At 54.1% G+C, this 20,198-nt stretch carries 12 protein-coding genes and 2 pseudogenes; 10 read left to right on the forward strand and 4 right to left on the reverse strand.

The features are described from left to right. Positions 1-67: 67 nt before the first annotated feature. Positions 68-1,249, reverse strand: a complete 1,182-nt coding sequence (locus K239x_RS00895) for an AraC family transcriptional regulator (protein WP_145415825.1) — start codon at positions 1,247-1,249, stop codon at positions 68-70. A 264-nt stretch (positions 1,250-1,513) separates the two neighbouring features. On the opposite strand from K239x_RS00895, the gene K239x_RS00900 reads away from it, so the two are divergent. From K239x_RS00900 to K239x_RS00945, 10 genes are all read left to right on the forward strand, one after another. After that, a complete protein-coding gene (locus K239x_RS00900) occupies positions 1,514-2,968 on the forward strand; it encodes an MFS transporter (protein WP_419189518.1) in 1,455 nt (484 codons plus the stop codon). Positions 2,969-3,033: 65 nt separating this feature from the next. Continuing rightward, on the forward strand, positions 3,034-4,845 hold the full coding sequence (locus K239x_RS00905; RefSeq protein ID WP_145415827.1) for an L-fucose isomerase: 1,812 nt from the start codon (positions 3,034-3,036) through the stop codon (positions 4,843-4,845). A gap of 93 nt (positions 4,846-4,938) precedes the next feature. Further along, the gene (locus K239x_RS00910; RefSeq protein ID WP_145415828.1) at positions 4,939-5,448 is read left to right on the forward strand and encodes a hypothetical protein; all 510 of its coding nucleotides are present in this window, start codon (positions 4,939-4,941) and stop codon (positions 5,446-5,448) included. Between the two features lie 99 nt (positions 5,449-5,547). Beyond that, a complete protein-coding gene (locus tag K239x_RS00915; RefSeq protein ID WP_145415829.1) occupies positions 5,548-6,297 on the forward strand; it encodes a class II aldolase/adducin family protein in 750 nt (249 codons plus the stop codon). Next, entirely contained in the window at positions 6,294-7,769 is a 1,476-nt protein-coding gene (locus K239x_RS00920) for a rhamnulokinase (RefSeq protein WP_145415830.1), read from the forward strand. Before K239x_RS00915 ends, K239x_RS00920 begins: the two co-directional genes overlap by 4 nt. A 91-nt stretch (positions 7,770-7,860) precedes the next feature. Continuing rightward, the gene (locus K239x_RS00925; RefSeq protein WP_473163560.1) at positions 7,861-9,639 is read left to right on the forward strand and encodes an alpha-L-fucosidase; all 1,779 of its coding nucleotides are present in this window, start codon (positions 7,861-7,863) and stop codon (positions 9,637-9,639) included. 193 nt (positions 9,640-9,832) lie between these two features. Then, positions 9,833-11,311, forward strand: a complete 1,479-nt coding sequence (locus tag K239x_RS00930) for an arylsulfatase (RefSeq protein WP_145415831.1) — start codon at positions 9,833-9,835, stop codon at positions 11,309-11,311. 174 nt (positions 11,312-11,485) lie between these two features. After that, positions 11,486-13,300, forward strand: a complete 1,815-nt coding sequence (locus K239x_RS00935; RefSeq protein WP_145415832.1) for an arylsulfatase — start codon at positions 11,486-11,488, stop codon at positions 13,298-13,300. A gap of 379 nt (positions 13,301-13,679) precedes the next feature. After that, positions 13,680-15,842 (forward strand): right-handed parallel beta-helix repeat-containing protein, encoded by a 2,163-nt coding sequence (locus K239x_RS00940; RefSeq protein WP_145415833.1) that lies wholly within the window; start codon positions 13,680-13,682, stop codon positions 15,840-15,842. A gap of 181 nt (positions 15,843-16,023) precedes the next feature. Beyond that, positions 16,024-17,988 (forward strand): fructose-bisphosphatase class III, encoded by a 1,965-nt coding sequence (locus K239x_RS00945; RefSeq protein ID WP_419189519.1) that lies wholly within the window; start codon positions 16,024-16,026, stop codon positions 17,986-17,988. A gap of 37 nt (positions 17,989-18,025) precedes the next feature. On the opposite strand, the gene K239x_RS28185 is transcribed toward K239x_RS00945, so the two are convergent. The 3 genes and pseudogenes from K239x_RS28185 to K239x_RS00955 form a co-directional block, all read right to left on the reverse strand. Beyond that, complete coding sequence (locus K239x_RS28185) at positions 18,026-18,358, reverse strand: carbohydrate-binding protein (RefSeq protein WP_419189520.1); 333 nt, start codon at positions 18,356-18,358, stop codon at positions 18,026-18,028. Beyond that, positions 18,355-19,217, reverse strand: a pseudogene (locus tag K239x_RS00950) (alpha-L-fucosidase). The gene K239x_RS28185 and the pseudogene K239x_RS00950 overlap by 4 nt, the downstream one beginning before the upstream one ends. Positions 19,218-19,221: 4 nt before the next feature. Continuing rightward, positions 19,222-20,159: pseudogene (locus tag K239x_RS00955) on the reverse strand (arylsulfatase); the annotation flags it as partial. Positions 20,160-20,198: the final 39 nt, after the last annotated feature.

Genomic DNA, 20,198 nt, shown 5'->3' on the forward strand with positions numbered 1-20,198 from the left:
CAATGGGCGTTGCCTTCGGGCTGGTTTATCGAATATCTCAACGATCACGCTCGGTCGATCAACGGGGCTACGTGGACTCCGCGATTCCGCGTCGATAGTCTCCCGGTGTCTCTCCTGTCTCGCGTTTGAAGACAGCGCTCAGGCTTTCTTTGCGACTGTAGCCTGCCTTTGGTGCGATTTGTTCTAGAGTCATATCCGTTTCCCGCAGCAGTTGCTTCACTCGATCAATTTGAGTATTCGTGATTTGCTCGTGAGGTGTGCGTCCCAATTCCTCTCGGAACCGACGCTCTAGCTGACGGCGTGACAGTGACGTGATTGCCGTCACATCATTGACATTGATTCCGTCACAAGCATGTTGGCGAATGAACCGACAAACGTTGGCTAGCTCTTGATCATCAACTGCGACGACATTCGTCGAAAGTCGTTCAGAAACCGACTTGGGTGCGACGAATTCGATATCCAATTTCGGCTGGATGCCTGAGAGCATTTCGTGCAATACCTCACACGCGCGGAAGCCAACTCGCTCTGCATCGGGACGTACGCTCGATAGCGCTGGGTCGCAAAGCAAGCAGGTGGCTTCATCATCATCGACTCCGATCACCCCAATGTCATCGGGGACGGCGATACCCGCACTGCGACACGCGTTCAAAACTTGCTGCCCGCGAATGTCGTTGCAAACAAAAAGCCCCGTTGGACGCTTGAGTGCAGTAAGCCATTTTGACAATCGATCGGTTTCGACACTCCCAGCTTCTTCCAGGCTGGTCAGTGTGCTTCCGGGGCGTCCCTCCGATTCATAGAAATCGAATGGGCAATCGGACTGCTGAACTAGTTTGCGAAAGAAACACAGCCGAGCCTCTGAGTAGGCCGCGAACCGAAACCCGCAAAAAGCAAAGCGACGAAATCCGCGATTCCAAAGGTGCTCGAACGCCAATTCGGCGACGCGCTGGTTATCCGTTTCGACTTGGGGAACGCCAGTAAATTTTCTGTTGCAGCGCACGTCAACAATCGGCGCCTTCAACTCTCGAAGTGACTCGATGTTATGGGTATCGACACGGGCAATCACTCCGTCGATCCTGGATTGACGCATCCAATCGGGCATCGCTGAATCAAGTGTCATCTCTTGATGCAACAGCGACCAATCGACCTGGGTTCGAGCGAAGTACGACACGCCGCGAAGCAATTCTCGCCCGTAGGCGCGAGACGCCTCGACAAGCAAAGCGATTCTCGGGCGGCTTTTCTGGTGGCTCATGGATGCCTCGCTGAAATGTCGCAAATCGTTATTTCTGTGTCGCGAATCAATATCTCCCGGGCGTTTGCAGTCGCTATTTTGTAGTTTGTAGCAGGCAAACGCGACGACGCAAATGCTTTCTTGTACTTTTGCCTCCGTCCACATTCATGACATCATGCCGTAAGGAACCGAATGACTGACGAAGCCATTCCAACAACTAACATCGCGACGGATGACCAAACCCGTGAGTTGCCCGTGGTGCCAATGCAATACATTTATCCGTTTGTGCTTGTCACGACGCTTTTTGCGCTCTGGGGATTTGCCAACGACGTGACCAACCCTTTGGTGGCGGTGTTTAAGGATGTCTTTGTCATTGATAATGCTCAAAGCACGTGGGTGCAGATGGCGTTTTATGGAGGGTATGCCACGATGGCGCTACCGGCGGCGATCTTCATCCGAAAGTTCTCCTACAAGTCTGGCATCATTGTAGGCTTGTTGCTTTACGCAACAGGTGCCCTGCTCTCGGTCCCTGCTGCTGCAGGCGCGAACTTCAATCTGTTCATCATCGCACTTTACATTTTGACCTTTGGGCTGGCATTCTTGGAAACGACGGCGAATCCTTACATCTTATCGATGGGACCGGCGGAGACATCGACCCGTCGTCTCAACTTGGCTCAAGCCTTCAATCCCGTTGGTTCGCTGACAGGAATGTTTATTGCCGGCACGGTCATTCTGTCCACGATTCAAGTCGAGGACTTCAAGAATGATGTAAATGGTTTTCAAGCCGAACTCAGGCCAGCAGCAGTGGAGAAACACGAGCACAAGATTCTTCCGTTTCTCAAGGCGAAAGATCGCGAACGAACCAATGACCCGAATGTCAAAACCTACGTCACGAACCTGGGTCCCGATGCCCAGAACGTCGCCTCGACTGCGCTGCAGGATTTTAAGGACGGAAAGATCGCTACGTTTCAGGGCAAAACCCATTCGGAACTACAGAAGCAGGATTTGAAGACTGTTTCGATGCCTTACATGGTGATTGGCTTTATCGTCATCGGCGTGATGGTCGTTTTCATACTGACGAAGATGCCAGACACTAGTCCCTCGGGCGACGAGCATGACCTCCACTTCGGCAGGACCGTTGGCAGATTGCTGAAAAATCCCCGTTACGTGGGAGGCGTGATTGCGCAGACGTTCTATGTGGGAGCACAGATCATGTGCTGGACGTTTATTATTCAGTATGCTGAAAACGCTTTGGGCATCGACAAGGCAACAGCGCAAAACCACAACATCCTGGCGATGGTAATTTTCCTCTGTAGCCGATTCATCTGCACGTTCTTCCTGAAATATATCTCACCGGGACGGCTGCTCATGGTTCTCAGTCTGGGCGGGTTTGTCTGCACGCTGGGAGCCATTCACTTGGAAGGCATGTCGGGACTCTATTCCCTGATAGCTGTTTCCGCATGCATGTCGCTGATGTTCCCAACCATTTACGGCCTGGCGCTCGACGGTGTCGGTGAAGATGCCAAACTTGGTTCGGCAGGACTGATCTTTGCCATCGTCGGCGGAGCTTTCATGCCACGTCTGCAGGGTCAAATTCTTGACTTGGACAGTTTCATGGGAACCACCGCGACGCGGGGATCATTTTACCTGCCAGCACTTTGCTTTGTGGTGATTGCCATCTACGGAATTGTTTGCTGGAACCGGAGGGAAGTTTCAAGTCCGGAAAGCAAACTCGCTTAGTAAACCACCCGTAGCCACAATTGTCTCGACAGTTCTTTTAAGCATCAAATAGACGGTAACTACATATGACCCATAACCAAACTTCTCCAACCATTTGGAAAGGCAACCTTCCCAAGATCGGCATCCGTCCGACGATTGACGGTCGATTGGGTGGCGTTCGCGAATCGCTGGAAGACCAGACGATGAACTTGGCCAAGCGAGTTGCCGAGTTGATCTCGTCCAATGTCCGCTATCCCAACGGTGATCCGGTCGATTGTGTAATCGCCGATTCTTGCATCGGTGGCATTGCCGAGGCAACTGCCTGTGAAGATCAGTTTCGCCGCGAGAATGTTGGCGTTTCACTCACTGTCACGCCGTGTTGGTGCTACGGATCGGAAACGATGGACATGGACCCGCTGCGTCCAAAAGCGGTGTTCGGGTTCAATGGCACCGAACGTCCCGGCGCGGTCTACCTCGCTGCCGTACTAGCGGGCCACACGCAAAAAGGCATCCCCGCGTTTGGCATTTATGGTCGTGATGTTCAAGAAGCAGGCGACGCCGCGATGCCTGCTGATGTGCAAGACAAGATTCTGAATTTTGCTCGCTGCGGACTCGCGGCGGCGCTGATGCGTGGCAAAGCCTACTTGTCGATGGGCGGAACTTCGATGGGTATTGCCGGTTCGATGGTCGATTTCGCTTTGTGGGAAAAGTGGTTCGGCATGCGTGTCGAAGACATCGACATGAGCGAGTTCATCGGACGAATGAACAAGGGACAGTTCGACCAAGCGGAATACGAGCAGGCAATGGCTTGGGTGAAATCGAACTGCCCAGAAGGCGACGACTACAACAGCGAAGAAACGAAACGCTCACGCGAGCAACTCGATAGCGAATGGTCGGACAGTGTGAAGATGTCGTTGATTGCACGCGACTTGATGGTCGGCAATCCGAAGCTGGCGGAGAACGGACTGGGTGAACAGGCTCAAGGGCACGGAGCGATCGCAGCGGGATTTCAAGGCCAGCGTCAATGGACCGACCACTTCCCCAACGGCGATTTTCTCGAAGCGATCCTAAACACGTCGTTCGACTGGAATGGAAAGCGTGCCCCCTACATCGTCGCAACCGAAAACGATGCCCTCAACGCGGCAACGATGCTGTTCGGTCACTTGCTGACCAATACGGCGCAGGTGTTCGCCGATTTGCGGACGTACTGGAGTCCTGACGCGGTTGCTTCCGCATGCGATGGCTATGAGCTTGATGGTGCCGCCAGCGACGGGTTGCTGCACCTGATCAACTCCGGACCAGCAACGCTCGACGGTACAGGTCAGCAAACCGATGCGGATGGCACACCGACGATGAAGCCGTTCTGGGAAATCAGCGACGATGAAGTCGAAAAGTGCTTGAAGGCAACGACGTGGCATCCATCGATCACTGAGTACTTTCCCGGTGGTGGGATGAGTACCCGGTACAAAACGAAAGGCGGCATGCCGGCCACGATGACGCGAATCAACCTAGTTGATGGTTTAGGTCCAGCGATTCAGATCGCCGAAGGTCACACGGTTGAATTGCCGGAAAATGTTCACGATGCGTTGGACAATCGAACCAATCCGACTTGGCCAACGACCTGGTTTGCTCCAACGGTCACTGGTCGCGGTGCATTCACGTCGACTTACGAAGTCATGAATCACTGGGGTGCCAACCACTGCGTGATGACCGCCGGGCATGTCGGCCATCTGTTCATCACTTTGGCTTCCATCCTTCGGATCCCCGTTTACATGCACAACGTCGATGAATCTCGGGTCTTCCGTCCGAGTGCGTGGAATGCGTTCGGTACCGACAATTTGGAAGGCGCTGACTTTCGTGCCTGTCAGAACTTTGGACCGTTGTACGGAAGGCACTGAGCCGACGGCGCTAGCCGCGGGTGACACAGCACCGCTATCAACACAACCAACAACGAAACCCGCGGCTAGCGCCGTCGGCTCAAAGAGGATGCTATGAACGACACCATCGCAATCTTAATAACGTGGACAACCTACGGCACGTGGATGCCGGGTGACGCGAGAGGCTGGAGAAAACGAAAGGGCGGTTCGCAATTGCCGCAGCCTCTCTTGGCCGATTGGTGTCGCAAGCAAATGAAGGGTGAAGCTGTGCTTCTAGAACCTCACCATCACGATGCGGTTGAAACTGCGTGTCGCAACCACTGCGAACATCGCGGTTGGCATCTCTACGCTGTTTCAGCAAGGACCAACCACGTGCATGTGGTGATTGCAGCCGATGCAAAGCCCCAAATTGTCCGAGATCAGTTGAAAGCGAATTGCACAGGTGCGATGCGAAGATTATCAACACCGCTCAGCGTTGAAAGAACGTGGACCAAGGGCGGCGATTGTGAAACGCTAGAGACCGATGAAGACATCCACGAAGCTGTGATCTACGTGACCGAAGCGCAGGACCAGAAAGGGCGTGAGCAAAGCCAAACCGCAACGACTGCTGACCATTCAGAATAAACTGAGCCGACGGCGCTAGCCGCGGGTAATCGAGCACCACCAGTAACAACGACCAACAACGACACCCGCGGCTAGCGCCGTCGGCTCAGAGAAAAACACATGAACATACTACAATCCATGCTGGAACTGTCTCACTTCGTTGGGCAGGAGCATCGAGACTTAGCGATCCTTGGCGAAGGCAACACGTCGGCGAAGATTGACGAGGAAACTTTCTTGGTCAAAGCGAGCGGTAGTTGCCTTGAAACGCTCAGGGAAGACGACGCGGTTGCGTGTCGATTCGATGCGCTGCTGCCGATGTTGGATCAAGACGACATCAGCGATCAGGAAATCGAAGATCGCTTGCTGGCCTGCCGTGTCAACTCAAACGCCAAAAAGCCGTCGGTCGAAACGCTCTTTCATGCTTACCTGCTTTCATTGCCAGGCGTTGAATTCGTAGGCCACACGCACAGTATCGCCGTGAATCAAATCCTCTGTTCGCCGCTCGCAGAGAAATTTGCAACCAATCGACTTTTCCCTGACGAGATCGTGTGTTGCGGCACACGATCGGTCTTCGTTCCCTACGTTGATCCGGGACTCACGTTGTCGCAAGTGATCCGAGAAAAGACTCAGGCGTTCATGGACGAAGGTGGAAACGCTCCGCGTGTGATCCTGCTGCAAAACCACGGATTGATTACCGTCGGCAAAACACCCGGTGCTGTGAAAGCCGCGATGCTAATGGCTCACAAGGCAGCGGAAATTTTTGTTGGTGCCGCAGCCTTGGCAGGTCCGGTATTCATGAGTGATGCCGACGTGGATCGCATTGCCAATCGTATTGACGAACACTACCGCCAAAAAGCACTGAAACTATGATCAACCGTCGCTACGTCGCGTGCGACTTGGGTGCCGAAAGCGGACGAGTCATTCTTGGCACGCTCGATGATGGTCGCGTCGTACTGGAAGAAGTGCACCGATTTCCAACGGGCGCGGTACGAGTCCAGAACTCACTGCGTTGGAATGTCCTGAGCATCTTCGAGGAACTCAAGCAGGGTTTACAGAGGATCGCCGCTCGCGACGTTTCGGTGTCATCGTTGAGTGTCGATTCGTGGGGCGTCGATTACGTGTTGTTCAATGACCGCCAACCAATGGTGGCGTTGCCCTATCAGTACCGCGATTCGCGAACGGAAAAGACTTACGCCAGCGCGCTTGCCGGGGACGGACGCGAGAAGATTTTCGCCGAGACCGGCATCCAATTTATGGCGATCAACACGTTGTATCACTTGATCGCAGACGTGAAAGACAATCCGGATGTGCTAGCGATCGCAGATCATTTTCTGACGATCGCCGACTACATGAACTACCTCTTCAGCGGAGTGGTCAGTGCGGAGGTGAGTTTGGTCAGCACGACTCAGCTCTACAATCCGATTGCAGGAAAGTGGTCGGACGATTTGATCCAGCGGTTTGGCCTGCCCGGAAAATTATTTCCCCGTATCGTGCCTTCTGGCACTCGGCTTGGCCCTTTGACTGCAGAACTTGCCGCGGAAACTGGCTTGGAAGATGTCCAGACGATCGCGACTTGTTCGCACGACACCGGCGCGGCGGTTGCTGCAGTGCCGGCGGAACCCGGCGACGATTGGGCTTACCTGAGCAGCGGGACATGGTCATTGATTGGCGTCGAACTTCCGCAGCCACTAATCAATGATCAGATCTTGGCAAACAATTATACGAATGAAGCTGGATTCGGCGGTACGACGCGCTTTCTGAAAAACATCGTTGGACTGTGGTTGTTACAAGAGTCGCGTCGTGCGTGGCAGCGCCAGGGCAACGACTTGAGCTACGCCGAAATCAATCAGCTAGCCGAACAAGCCGAACCGTTTCGCTCAATTATCAATGCCGACGACCCGCGGTTCATGAGTCCTGCTGACATGCCGGCGGCCATCGTCGAGTTTTGTCGCGAGACGAATCAACGCGAACCGGAAACCCCGGGGCACTTTGCTCGGTGCATCTTCGAGAGCTTGGCACTCCTTTACGGAAAAACCCTCGATACGATTGAAGAGTTGACCGGCCGTACGATCAAAAAACTACACATCGTCGGCGGCGGCAGTCAAAGCAAGCTGCTAAACCAGTTTGCTGCCAACGCGACTGGCCGAACTGTGCTCGCCGGACCCGTTGAAGCCACGGCGATAGGCAACGTTTTGATTCAAGCCATCGCGATGGGCGAACTGCAATCGCTCGCCGAGTTACGTCAACGGGTGAGCAAGTCGTTCGAGATCGACTCGTTCGACGCACTTCCATCGCCAGCACTACAAGAAGCACGACAACGTTTCGCGGGAATGACCAAATGATCGTTTCCGTCTTAACGAACACAAGCTGAGCCGACGGCGATAGCAGCTAAACCCGCGACAACTCCCACCACTCTATAGACGAGAAACGACCATGAGCTTGCGACTAAGAGTCTTCGTCAGCCTACCCCTCATCATCGCGTCGATACCTTCATCGATTCATGCACAGGAATCAATGGACAAACTGTGGGGGGATCGTGTCGTCAAACTGCGTGCAGAAAACGCTCAGCGCGGACAGTTGTTTGACGAAGGCAACTACGCCATGTTTATTCACTGGGGTCTTTATTCGCTGCTGGGAAATGAAGTCGACGGAAAGACTTATTACGGCATCGGCGAGTGGATCATGAACCCACGCATGGCGGGCATTCCGGTCGAGAAATACAAGCAGCTTGCCGGCCAGTTCAATCCAACGAACTTTGACGCCAAAGAGATCGCACGCATCGCCAAGGAAGCGGGCATGAAATACATCGTCATCACAGCCAAACACCATGACGGTTTCGCGATGTACGATTCAAAGGCATGCGACTTCAACATCGTCGACGCGACGCCGTGGAAGAAAGACCCGATGAAGGAGCTTGCTGCCGCGTGTCGTGAAGCTGGTTTAGGTTTCGGATTCTACTACTCCCACAACCAAGACTGGACATTCCCCGGTGGCAACGGTGGTCCGACGACAGATGAAGAAGGCAATCCGGCGACGTTTGATGATTACTTTTTGAAGAAGTGCGTGCCGCAAGTTAACGAAATCACGACCGAGTATGGTCCGATTGAACTGGTCTGGTTCGACACCCCTGGCAAAATGCCCAAGGAGTACGTGCAGCAACTCGTCGACTTGGTCCATAAGAATCAGCCGCGGGCATTGGTTTCGGGCCGAGCTGGTCACGGACTTGGTGACTACCAAACGCTTGGCGACATGGAAGTGCCACGAGAGAACATCGAGGGCATGTGGGAAAGCGTTGATACAACTAACGACTCGTGGGCCTATGCTTGGTACGACGAGTATTGGAAATCGCCGAAAGAGATTCTCCATCGTTTGATCTCATGTGTCGGTCGCGGTGGAACCTACATGCTGAACATCGGCCCAAAAGGCGATGGTTCCGTACCCAAGCGAGCTGAACAAACGCTGGCCGCTGCGGGCGAGTGGATCCATCGTTATCCGCAAGTCGTTTACAACACAGCCGCTTCACCTTGGCATCACGCACTGCCGTGGGGCGATGTGACACGGAAAGACAACACACTGTTTCTTTGCGTGTTTGATTGGCCTAAGTCCGGCAAACTGTATCTGCCGAATCTGAAAACTAAGATCGCATCCGCCAATTTGCTGTCAGGCGGTGAATCGGTACCGGTCACGTGGACCGCTGCGGGCGACTGGGCTGTGATCAATCTTCCACCACAGGCACCGGAGAAACTGGCCTCGGTGATCCAGGTCAACCTGGAATCAGAACCAATCGTTGACCCCGTTTGGGCACTCGACCCGGGAATGGACACCGAAGTGCTTGCGGAATTCGCAGAAGTCGAGAACGCGAAGAAAGGCCGCAAGCGATGGATGGAAAAGTTCGGCGAGTGGAAAGCAGTCGTTCACGCACACGCGTTTGAAGATGGCGGCCACGCATCTTGGGAAATCGATGTCCACCAGCCCGGCGAATACAACGTTTCACTTACTTACGCGGGCACAGGGCGGCTTGTCTGGAGTGTCGCGATCGAGGGTGGAGAGAAGATCCAGAATCAACAGAATTCGTCGCACAACTATCAAACGTTCCCGATCGGATGGATGAACTTTTCTAAAGCCGGTCGGTACACGGTTTCGGCCAAATGCATAGACGGCGACATCGCTTCGGCAAGTCTGAAGGCAATCCATTTCGAGCCGATGCAGTAGTTTTGCAGATGCACTTTGCTTCACCCTCCCACTGCGTGGGAGGGTCGGACGCGGTAGCGGCCGGGGAGAGCCCTTTCCGGGGCCTGAGAGCCCGACTCTTCCAAAGAGAGAGTGAAGACAACTGGTCAAATTCAAAAACCGTGAAGTCAACCACCATGCGAAACGCATTAGTGCAGATGAGCAATTGAAACCGATGACCATAAAACTTGTCGTGGGCACCGTGTTGCTTGCCGTAGGTGCCTGTGCGGGCTTCGCCCAAGCGGAAACCATCGATGGCAGTCGCCCGAATATCGTCCTGGTCATGACCGATGATCAGGGGATGGGCGATCTTTCCTGCATGGGAAATGAAGTTGTCAAAACGCCGCACATCGATCACTTCTACAAACAGTCGACGCGGTTTACCGATTTCCAGGTCAGCCCAACCTGCGCGCCGACTCGTGCCGCGATCATGAGTGGCCGCGCGCCGTTTAAGAATGGTGTGACGCACACGATTATGCAGCGCGAACGGATGGCGCCCAGTACGTTCACGATGCCACAGGCGTTGCAGTCTGCCGGCTACAAGACTGGGATTTTCGGCAAGTGGCACCTTGGTGACGAGGACGCGTATCTGCCCGGAAGCCGTGGTTTTGACGAAGTCTTGATTCACGGTTCCGGTGGAATTGGACAGGTCCCGCTTGGCGATTTCCCTACCAACAAGGAGAACCTCTATTTCGACAACGTGCTATTGCACAACGACACGATCGTGCAGACCAAAGGTTTTTGTACCGACCTGTTTTTTCACTCTGGCCTGGCGTGGATCAAGAAGCAGCATCAATCCGGCAATCCCTACTTTGCGTACATCTCGCTGAATGCACCACACGCGCCGCTGGTCGCCGCGGAAAAGTACACGCGGCGGTTCACGGAACTCGGTTACGACAACGGGACGGCGGGTCGCTATGGCATGATCGAAAACATCGACGACAATTTTGGACGCTTGATGGAAAAGCTCGACGAGTGGAAGGCGCTCAATAACACGCTTGTGATTTTCATGACCGACAACGGCGCGACGCATTTGAGTGGCAAGCTAAATGGCAAGAGGGTGAGGCACTTCAACTTCAATATGAAGGGAGGCAAGAATTCGCCCAACGAAGGCGGTTCGCATGTTCCGGCATTCTGGTACTGGAAAGGCGTGCTGGGCGAAGGCGTTGATATCGATGCGTTGACGGCACACATCGATCTGTATCCGACGTTTTGTGATTTGGCAGGCGCAAAACTGCCCGACAACGTGCAGGAGTTTGACGGTCGATCAATGGTGCCGTTGCTGAAAAATCCGAAAGCAGCGTGGGCCAATCGAGAATTATTCTTCCATTGCGGTCGTTGGCCGATAGGGAAAAGAGACGAGTTTAAGTTTCATAAGTGTGCAGTGCGGACCGATCGCTGGCGTTTCGTCAACAACACACAGCTCTACGATATCTCCGCCGACCCGAATGAAACGACAGATGTGGCGGAATCGCACCCTGAAGTGATCTCGCAATTGCGCACATCGTACGATCAATGGTGGTCGTCTTTGCCTCCACTGATGGTCAACGAAGATCTCCCTCGGGTTGCCCCGGCCGACCAACCGTTGGCGATTCGGTACTACAAACAATTGGAAGCGAAAGGCATCCCCGATTGGGTGCCCGATGACATTTGACTCCGTGTTCATTACTAGACTGAGCCGACGGCGTGAGCCGCGAGTGACCGAACACCGCCGGTACGACAACCAACGACGCCACCCACGGCTCGCGCCGTCGGCTCACGAAGTTTGCTGCACATCCAAGCACGACACTACTCAACCAAAGAATCTGCATTGCCCCTAAGGCTTATCATGCATCTAGAAAGTATCACTCAAATTTTGTTCATCGCAGCGGTCATTGTGCCGTCTGTCCATGCAGATGAAGCAAAACGACCGAACGTTGTGGTTGTCATTACCGACGATCAGGGCTACGGCGATCTGGCCTTTACTGGCAACCCCGCCATCAAGACGCCCAACATCGACAAGTTGGCCACGCAAGGAACGCTGCTGAACAACTTTCACGTCGACCCCACCTGCGCGCCGACTCGATCCGCGTTGATGAGTGGACGCTACTCCGATCGCGTCGGCGTTTGGCACACCGTTCAAGGACGCAGCATGTTGCGTCGCCGCGAAACTACGATGGCGAACGTCTTTGGCGCTAACGGCTACGCCACAGGGCTGTTTGGCAAATGGCACCTCGGTGACTGCTATCCCTATCGCCCCGAAGATCGCGGATTTCAGCACTGCGTTTACCATGAGGCCGGAGGCGTTGGGCAGGCACCCGACTATTGGGGCAACGACTATTTCGATGACACCTACATTGTCAACGGAAAGCACCAACAATTCGAAGGTTTCTGTACTGACGTTTGGTTCGACGAGGGGATGAAGTTTATCGAGGCCAACAAAGACAAGCCTTTCTTCGCCTACATCTCCACCAACGCGCCTCACAGTCCGTATTTCTGCCCCGAGAAATACACGCAGCCGTACGAAGGCAACCCGCAAGTTTCGATCACCGAATTCTATGGCATGATCACCAACATCGACGACAACATGGCCAAGCTCATGAAGCTGCTTGATGACCAAGGCATCGCCGATAATACAATTCTGGTTTTCATGACCGACAACGGAACCGCCGGCGGCATTAAAAACGGGCGTGGTTTCGATGGTGGCATGCGTGGCATGAAGAACTCTGAATACGAAGGTGGTCATCGCGTCCCGTTTATCATTCGTTGGCCCAACGGCAAGATCGAAGCGGGTAAATCCGTCGAGCGTTTGACCGCGCACATCGACATCCTGCCGACCTTTATCGAACTATGCGACCTCGAAGCACCTGAGATCGAGTTCGACGGCCGCAGCATTGCCGACTTGCTGCACACCGATGGCAAAGACTGGACCTCGCGTGCGTTGATCGTTGAATCGCAGCGCGTCGTGGATCCGATCAAATGGCGGAAGAGCGCCGTGATGAATGACCGCTGGCGATTGGTCAATGGCGAAGAACTTTATGACTTGAAGGCCGACCCCAAGCAGGCCACGGACCTGGCCGCATCGCATCCTGACGAACTGAAGCTTCTGCGTGCTGAATACGATCGGTTTTGGACTGACGTTTCCGCCGAGCATGACCTCACCAGCTACATGGTGATTGGATCGGACCATTCGCCCATCGTGTCGCTGTCGTCGCATGACTGGCTGATCGACAAGCTTCCACCATGGAGTCAGGCCCACATCAAGCAAGGAGCGGTCGCAGAAGAATCGTTCTGGGCGATCGAAGTCGAACGTGACGGCGACTATGAAGTCTCGCTGCGACGTTGGCCCGTGGAAGCCGACAAGGGCATCAACGACGGCACTTACGGCAAAGCGTTCAATTACAAGCAAGCGCGTCTGCGGATTGGCGACGTCGACGAAACGATCGACATTCCCGAAGGTGCTAAGGAAGTCACGTTTAAAGTGAATTTAGAAAAGGGGATCACCAAACTCGCACCGGTTTTCATCGGCCCCGATCTAACGGCCACGCCGTACTACGCCTACGTGACGCACCAACCCAAAGCCGACTGGCAAACGCCACAAGGCATGGGCATTCCCGTCTACGACCCGTCGTATGGACGCGTCCCGCCACAGGTGAAAAAGTAAACGCGAGACGTCACATGTGTTTTGAGACAATACCCTGATCGTCGTAGTGGGATTCGCCAGAATTCCTGACGCGGGCGAATCCGAACCAAGGGATTTCGGGCGAAATCCACTACGGCACGTTAATCGACCCGCGGGCTCGACACCTACACACTTCAAGAATAGAAACCATCGACGCAACGCATCGACCTAAAACTCTGGACACTCGTCATTACCATCGAGCCCACTTGGGAATCGTTAGCCGAACACTATCAAGTGCCAGATTGGTTAAGCGATCCAGCTTTTGGGCGAGAGGGGAGCCAGACCGTAGAACGGGGACTTATCTCCAGTTCGTTCCTTTGCATTCCCAAACAACTTTTAAACACTAGTGAACGAGCACCGAATGAGATACTTGCAAATTTTGACTTTGGTCCTGCTGACCGGATCGTACTGCCAGGGCGCGGATACGGAAGCGAACTTCTATGTTTCCCCCACTGGATCTGACGATTGGTCCGGGGCCCTTGATGTGCCTAATGCCGCAGCCAATGACGGTCCATTCGCGACGTTGGCGCGAGCGCGTGACGCGGTCCGAGATCTGAAGCAGACGGAGAAAAACGACATCGTTGTTCTGGTTCGCGAGGGCACCTACTCATTGAAACAGACCGTGGTCTTTGGAATCGAAGACTCGGGACCAGATGGTTCGACGATTACCTACGCTGCGTACCCCGACGAAACGCCTGTCTTCAGCTCGGGCAAGGCCATCGACGGATGGACGAAAGTCACTGCTGCTCTGCCGGGCTTGCCCGACGTCGCCGATGGGAACCTGTTGATGGCCGACGCCTCAGATCGGTTCTTGACGCTTTACGACAAGGAAGGGTTGCTACAGCGAGCACGCTCGAAGGGCTTTATTCCGCTCGGTGGTGGCAGTCGCAATCAGCTGCATTTTCCTAAGGGCCGATTGAAGAATTGGCCGAACGTGGAAGATGTGGAGATCGTTGTCCGGCCGCATCACGCCTGGATCTCCAATGTGCTGCCGTTGGTATCTGTTGACGAAAAAAAGCAACTGGCCAAGACGTCGATCGATGCAACCTACGCGATGAACAAGCTCCATTTTCTGCCGACCGTTAAATCCTGTTGGGTAGAAAACGCGTTGGAGGAACTCGACGAACCAGGTGAGTGGGTTCTCAATACAAAGGAAAGCAAGGTCTACCTCTGGCCGCGAAACAATTCGACCGTCGTCGCTCCCCAGTTGACGGAGCTGATTCGCATCGAAGGCGAGATCGATAAGGAAGGTCCGAAGGACACGCCGGCACGGAACCTACGCTTTCGTGGTTTGACATTTATGCATGGCGAGCGATATCAGTTGACTGCTGACGACGCTGGACTGCAGCACGACTGGGACATGCATGACAAGGCCAATACATTGGTTCGTCTTCGCGGCACCGAGAACTGTGTGATTGAGCAGTGTCATTTTGCCCATAGCGGCAGTGGTGCGATCCGTGTGGATCTACACGGTCAGAAGAATGAAATCTCCGGTAACCATATTGAAAACATGGGAGGTGCAGGCATCCTGCTGTGTGGCTACGGCCCAGGAACGAAGGATGTAAATCATCACAATCTGGTCTTCAACAACCACATTCATCACATGGGGCGAATCTACCTGCACTCGCCTGGAATTCTTGTCTGGCAGAGCGGCGAGAATCGCGTGGCGAACAATCTGATCCACCACATGCCGTACTGTGGAATGATCGTCTCCGGTTTCATGAGCCACTTTTTCGACAAAAGCGGGCGGGAGCTTTGCAGAACAATACGGAAGCATGAAGTCGGCGACTTGCCTAGAAATCCGCAACCGGACGATGTTAAGCCTTTCCTTCACTCGCATGACAACCTGATTGAGTACAACGAGATTCATCATGTGATGGAAACAATGGGCGACGGTAACGGTATCTACATTCGCGGCGCGGGTGCGGGTAATGTGATCCGTCGCAATTACATCCATCACTTGGTCACGCCGATGCTGATGCAAGCGGCGATTCGGACCGACGGCGGTCAACGAGATACGCTGATCGCAGAGAACTTGATTTACAAGTGCATGGCACAAGGGATCATTTTAAAGCTGAATAATCGCGCGGAAAACAATATCGTTGCAGACGTACTTGCCCCGCCACGCGGCTACTACATGTCGTTGCGGGAGGGACCGTTAACGGGTGCCGCTATCAAACGAAACATTTTCTACTCCGTTAACAAAGAAACTGTATTCATCGATGAACTGGCGGCCGGGAACAAGAAGAAGACTGAGGATAGCCGCGGGCGTGAACTAGCGAGATCGATCGACGCCGACACGAATTACAACATCTACTTCTGCGCTGTGGATCCCAGCCTGGGCGAAACGATGCTGCAGAAACAGCAAAGCGAGGGCGTTGATGCAAACAGTCAGGCAGCCGATCCGCAGTTCGTTGATCCTGAAAATGGTGACTTCCGATTTAAGCCAGACTCGCCCGCACTGAAGATGGGCATCGTTCCCATCGATCTTTCCAAAGTCGGATTGCGTACTGCGAAACCGTGAATCCGGGCGTTTCATTGAAGGTGACTATAGTTGGCAACTACGGTCCGACTATGGTCGATAAGATGAGATTGACACGAACGTAGAAATTACAACCAAGCCATTCCTGCTCTGCTGCGAGCAATGTGGTACGAAGCGGTTGTCGCGTTTTCTATCCAACTAGACCATGGAATCTGGCCCTCCCATGCAGACTGCATCTCATTCGTTCAAGCGTCCCGAAGCCGATCTTTCGATGTTGGAACTGCTCGCGGTCGAGTATCCCAACGTGGACGCCGCGATCGCCGAATCCGCACGACTTGCAGCAGTCCGAACACTGCCAAAGGGGGTCGTGCATGTCATCAGCGACATCCACGGCGAAGACAAGAAGCTCCAACATGTGATCAATAACGCATCGGGAACTTTGCGACCGCTGGTTGAAGAGTTGTTCGCTGAAACGATGGACGCGGAGGAGAGGTTGGAGTTTCTAAAGCTGACGTTCTATCCAGCCGAAGTGACCGAGCGCGTTGGTAATACACTGACACCGCCTGACGAAATTCGAGCGTACGCGTTACGGATGCTCGGGCCACAGCTGGAACTGCTTCGTTACCTTGTTTCCAACTTCAGTCTGCGGCTTGCGACCAACGTCTTCCCTGCCGAGTACCGCGAACTATTGCTAGAGATCATGCACGCGCCGTCCACCGAGCGCGGTCCCGAATTCGTCGGAGCGATGCTTGACGAACTTGTGCGGCATGATCGCGCATTGCACTTGATCCATTTGCTCGGGCGTTTGATTCGCAACCTTGCGGTCGATGAATTGATTATCGCGGGAGATTTGTGGGATCGAGGGCCACGTGGTGATCGCGTGATGGATTACCTGCACCGTCAACCCAACGTCGAATTCGTCTGGGGAAATCACGACGTCCTGTGGATGGGCGCGTCGTTGGGACATGAAGCGCTGATCTGCACCGTTCTGCGAGTCTCGTTGCGGTATCGTCGTTTGGGTCAATTGGACGAAGGCTACAGTGTTCCTTTGACGCCGCTGGAGCATCTTGCTAGAACCGTCTACGCCGATGATCCGGCGGAGCACTTCATGCCCAAGGGCGAAGGCATGCGGCCAATGGAGGTGGTCGCAAGAATGCAAAAAGCTGCCGCCGTGATGCAGTTCAAGCTGGAAGGACAAATGATCGAGCGGAATCCGCATTGGAATTTGGACCACCGACGTTTGTTGCACCAAATCAATCACGAAGCAGGGACCATCGACATTGATGGTGCAACCTACGCCCTCCGCGACACCTGTTTTCCGACCATCGACCCGGAGAATCCTTACGAGCTTAGCGTCGAAGAAGCGAAGTGTTTGTCGAATTTAAAACACTCGTTTTTGAACAGCCAAAAGCTGCGTGAGCAAATGCGATTCATGGTCGGGCATGGTTCGATGTATCTCAAGCGAGACGAATGCCTGATCTTTCACGGCTGTGTGCCCGTGGATGCCGATGGCAACTTCCTGTCGTTTGAAATCGACGGAAAATCGTTTGCGGGACGTGCACTGTTCGAGGAGATTGAAAAAGTTGTCCGGCGCGGCGTCGTCGAATCCCAACAAGCCGATCTGGATTTCCTTTGGTATCTATGGAGCGGTCCGAGGTCACCGTTGTTCGGCAAAGATCGTATTGCGACACTCGAGCGGGACTTCATCGCCGACAAGACACCGCATCGAGAAACGAAGGATGCCTACTTCTCGTTAATCCACGAAACCGAATTCTGCGACAAAGTGTTGGCAGAGTTTGGGATGGCTACCGACGATGGGTTGATCGTCAACGGGCATGTCCCGGTGAAGGTCGAGGCAGGCGAATCGCCGCTGAAACGCAGCGGCAAAGCGATCACGATCGACGGAGCGTTCTCCGAGGCGTATGGCGATCACGGATACACCTTGTTGCTGGAACCAGGTCGCATCGTTCTGGCTCAGCACTCGCACTTCGATTCGGTGGAGGTTGCGATTCGGGACGGTGTCGACATTGTTCCCAGCGTTCAGGACATTCGCGTCTTCGATTCACCCAAACGCACCTGCGACACCGAGCGCGGCCAGCGAATCGGGCACCGCGCTGACATGCTGGAGCGGCTAATCGAAGCGTACCGAACCAATCGCCTGCACGAACGACCGAGCAGTTCGCGTTAGGCAGTCGAAGGATGTCGTATTGGCTTCTAGCCTGCGATCAATCGATGCGTTGAAGTGTCACTTGACGAAGGTTCATCGGTTGCCTGTTTTCTGGATCTGGTTTGATAATTAGATTCAGTCGCCGCGGTTGGTCAATGGTGATGACTCCCAACCGGTTTTGCTGGTATTTTCCGTAGCTGCCCGTTGATGAAACTTTGGCCGCAGTCATGTCCCCTTCGGATCCAAAGCGGAATCGCGTTTCTTCGTTCTGCACCGACATCGTCGCATGGACTTTGTACTTGCCCGGCTGATCAATTTGAATGCTCCAATCGACCCAATCGCGGTTGTCGAGCCAGTAGCCGATATGGGGAATGTCGTCATGATGTCTCACATCCGCTTGTTTTTGCTACCCTCGTTGTTGTGCACATATGCCGTGTCTGCAATCAAAACCAACTTGCCGCTCGCGTCGGGTGTGGGAAGCTGGACTTTCACAATTAACTCGCCCTCGATCGTCAGCTTGATCACGCTGGCGTTCGGATCAGGAGCTTTCGTGGGAAGTGCCAATTCAAGACCCGCATCGGTCACCGCCGATGCGACGTCGCGGTTCCCGTCTAGCAAGCGAGCACTTAGTAGCTTCTGAGTCAGTCCTGGTACGATTAGCTTGCCCTCCTCAGGCCAATCGAACACATGCAAATAGAGCGTTGTTTGTCCTTCATGGAGCTTTGCGGTGCATCGTCCCCAATCGAGCTTTGGAAGCGGACTTGCCACGGTTCCATAGATGGATTCGCTGTTGACGTCCATCCACTGACCGATTGTCTTTAACCGTTCGATCGCAGGCGGCAACAACGTGCCGTCTCCGGTCGGGCTAACATTCAACAAGTAGTTGCCGCCCTTGCTGGCGATGTCGATTAGGTTGCGAATCAACTTCTGGCCCGACTTGAAATCGTTGTCACCCTTTTGTAGCCCCAACTCCCGCTAATCGGAATGCAGACTTCCCAATCTTCACCGACGGGGGCCTGCTGAGGAATGTTGCGTTCGAGCGTTTTGTAATAGCCACGGTAACCTTCGCCCAAGCGATCATTGGTAATCGCGTTTGGCTGCAACTTGGTCAGCGAATGCAGCACGTCAAACGATTCTTGGCTCATCTTTCGGGGCGTTTCCCACCAAAAGATTCCGATCGGGCCGTAGTCGGTGAGTAGCTGACGAAACTCGGGGACGGCTTTGTCTCGAACATAATCATCGGTGCTCACCCGCTGGAATTTTGGTACCGGCGATTTCGGCCAGCGTGGGAAAGAGATCGAAGTGGCGCGTCATCCGATCAATCTCAACGCCCGGCTTCATGATACCGGGTAGACGCATAAACAGAGGGACTCGCGAGCCTCCTTCGTTCATTGATCCCTTGCCGCCCTTCATCCCGGCGTTGTGGATCGGCGATCCCGCCGCGCTGCCATTGTCGGTCATGAAAATCAGTAGCGTATTATCGGCCAAGTTCCATTTGGTCCAGCTTCTCCATCAGTTAACCAACGTTCTCGTCGATGTTGACGATCATCCCTAGAAACGCAGCCTGCTTTGCGTCGCATTTGTCTTTGAATAAGTCAGAGTAGCTCGGATCGACACGGTAAGGAGAGTGCGGTGCGTTGGTAGATTTGTAGGCAAAGTAGGGTTGTTCTTTCTCTGTACCGGCTGTCTTTGAGCTCGTCGCTTTCGACTGGATCCAACCGAGTGCTTGCTGAAAGAACACGTCGGTGCAATACCCGCGGGTTTGCTCGAAGCGTCCGTTGTGCTTGAGGATGGGGTCGAAGTAGTTGGTGCCGGGAGCGTCGCTCTGGTCACCCGCGTGACTTTGGCTGGATGAAGACTTCATCAAAGCCACGGCGATCGGGTTGAAAAGAATCAGCATCACCTAGATGCCACTTGCCGAAGATTCCCGTGGCGTAACCGGCTAATTTCAAAACTTCTGCAATCGTGGTCGTCTCCAGCGTAAGCCGTTCCCGTTCGACCACAGTATGAGTCACCCCGACTTTGAACGGCGATTTGCCCGACATCAGCGCCGCTCGCGTGGGAGAGCAAGTCGCGCTGACATGAAAATCGGTGAAGCGAATACTTTGGCTGTACAGCTTGTCCATGTTGGGCGTCTTCAAGAATGGATGCCCATGACAACTCAGGTCACCGTAACCCTGATCGTCCGTCATCACCAAAATGATGTTGGGCCGCGTTTTGCTTGTAGATTA

Source organism: Stieleria marina, assembly GCA_007741555.1.
Classification (GTDB): Bacteria; Planctomycetota; Planctomycetia; order Pirellulales; family Pirellulaceae; genus K23-9.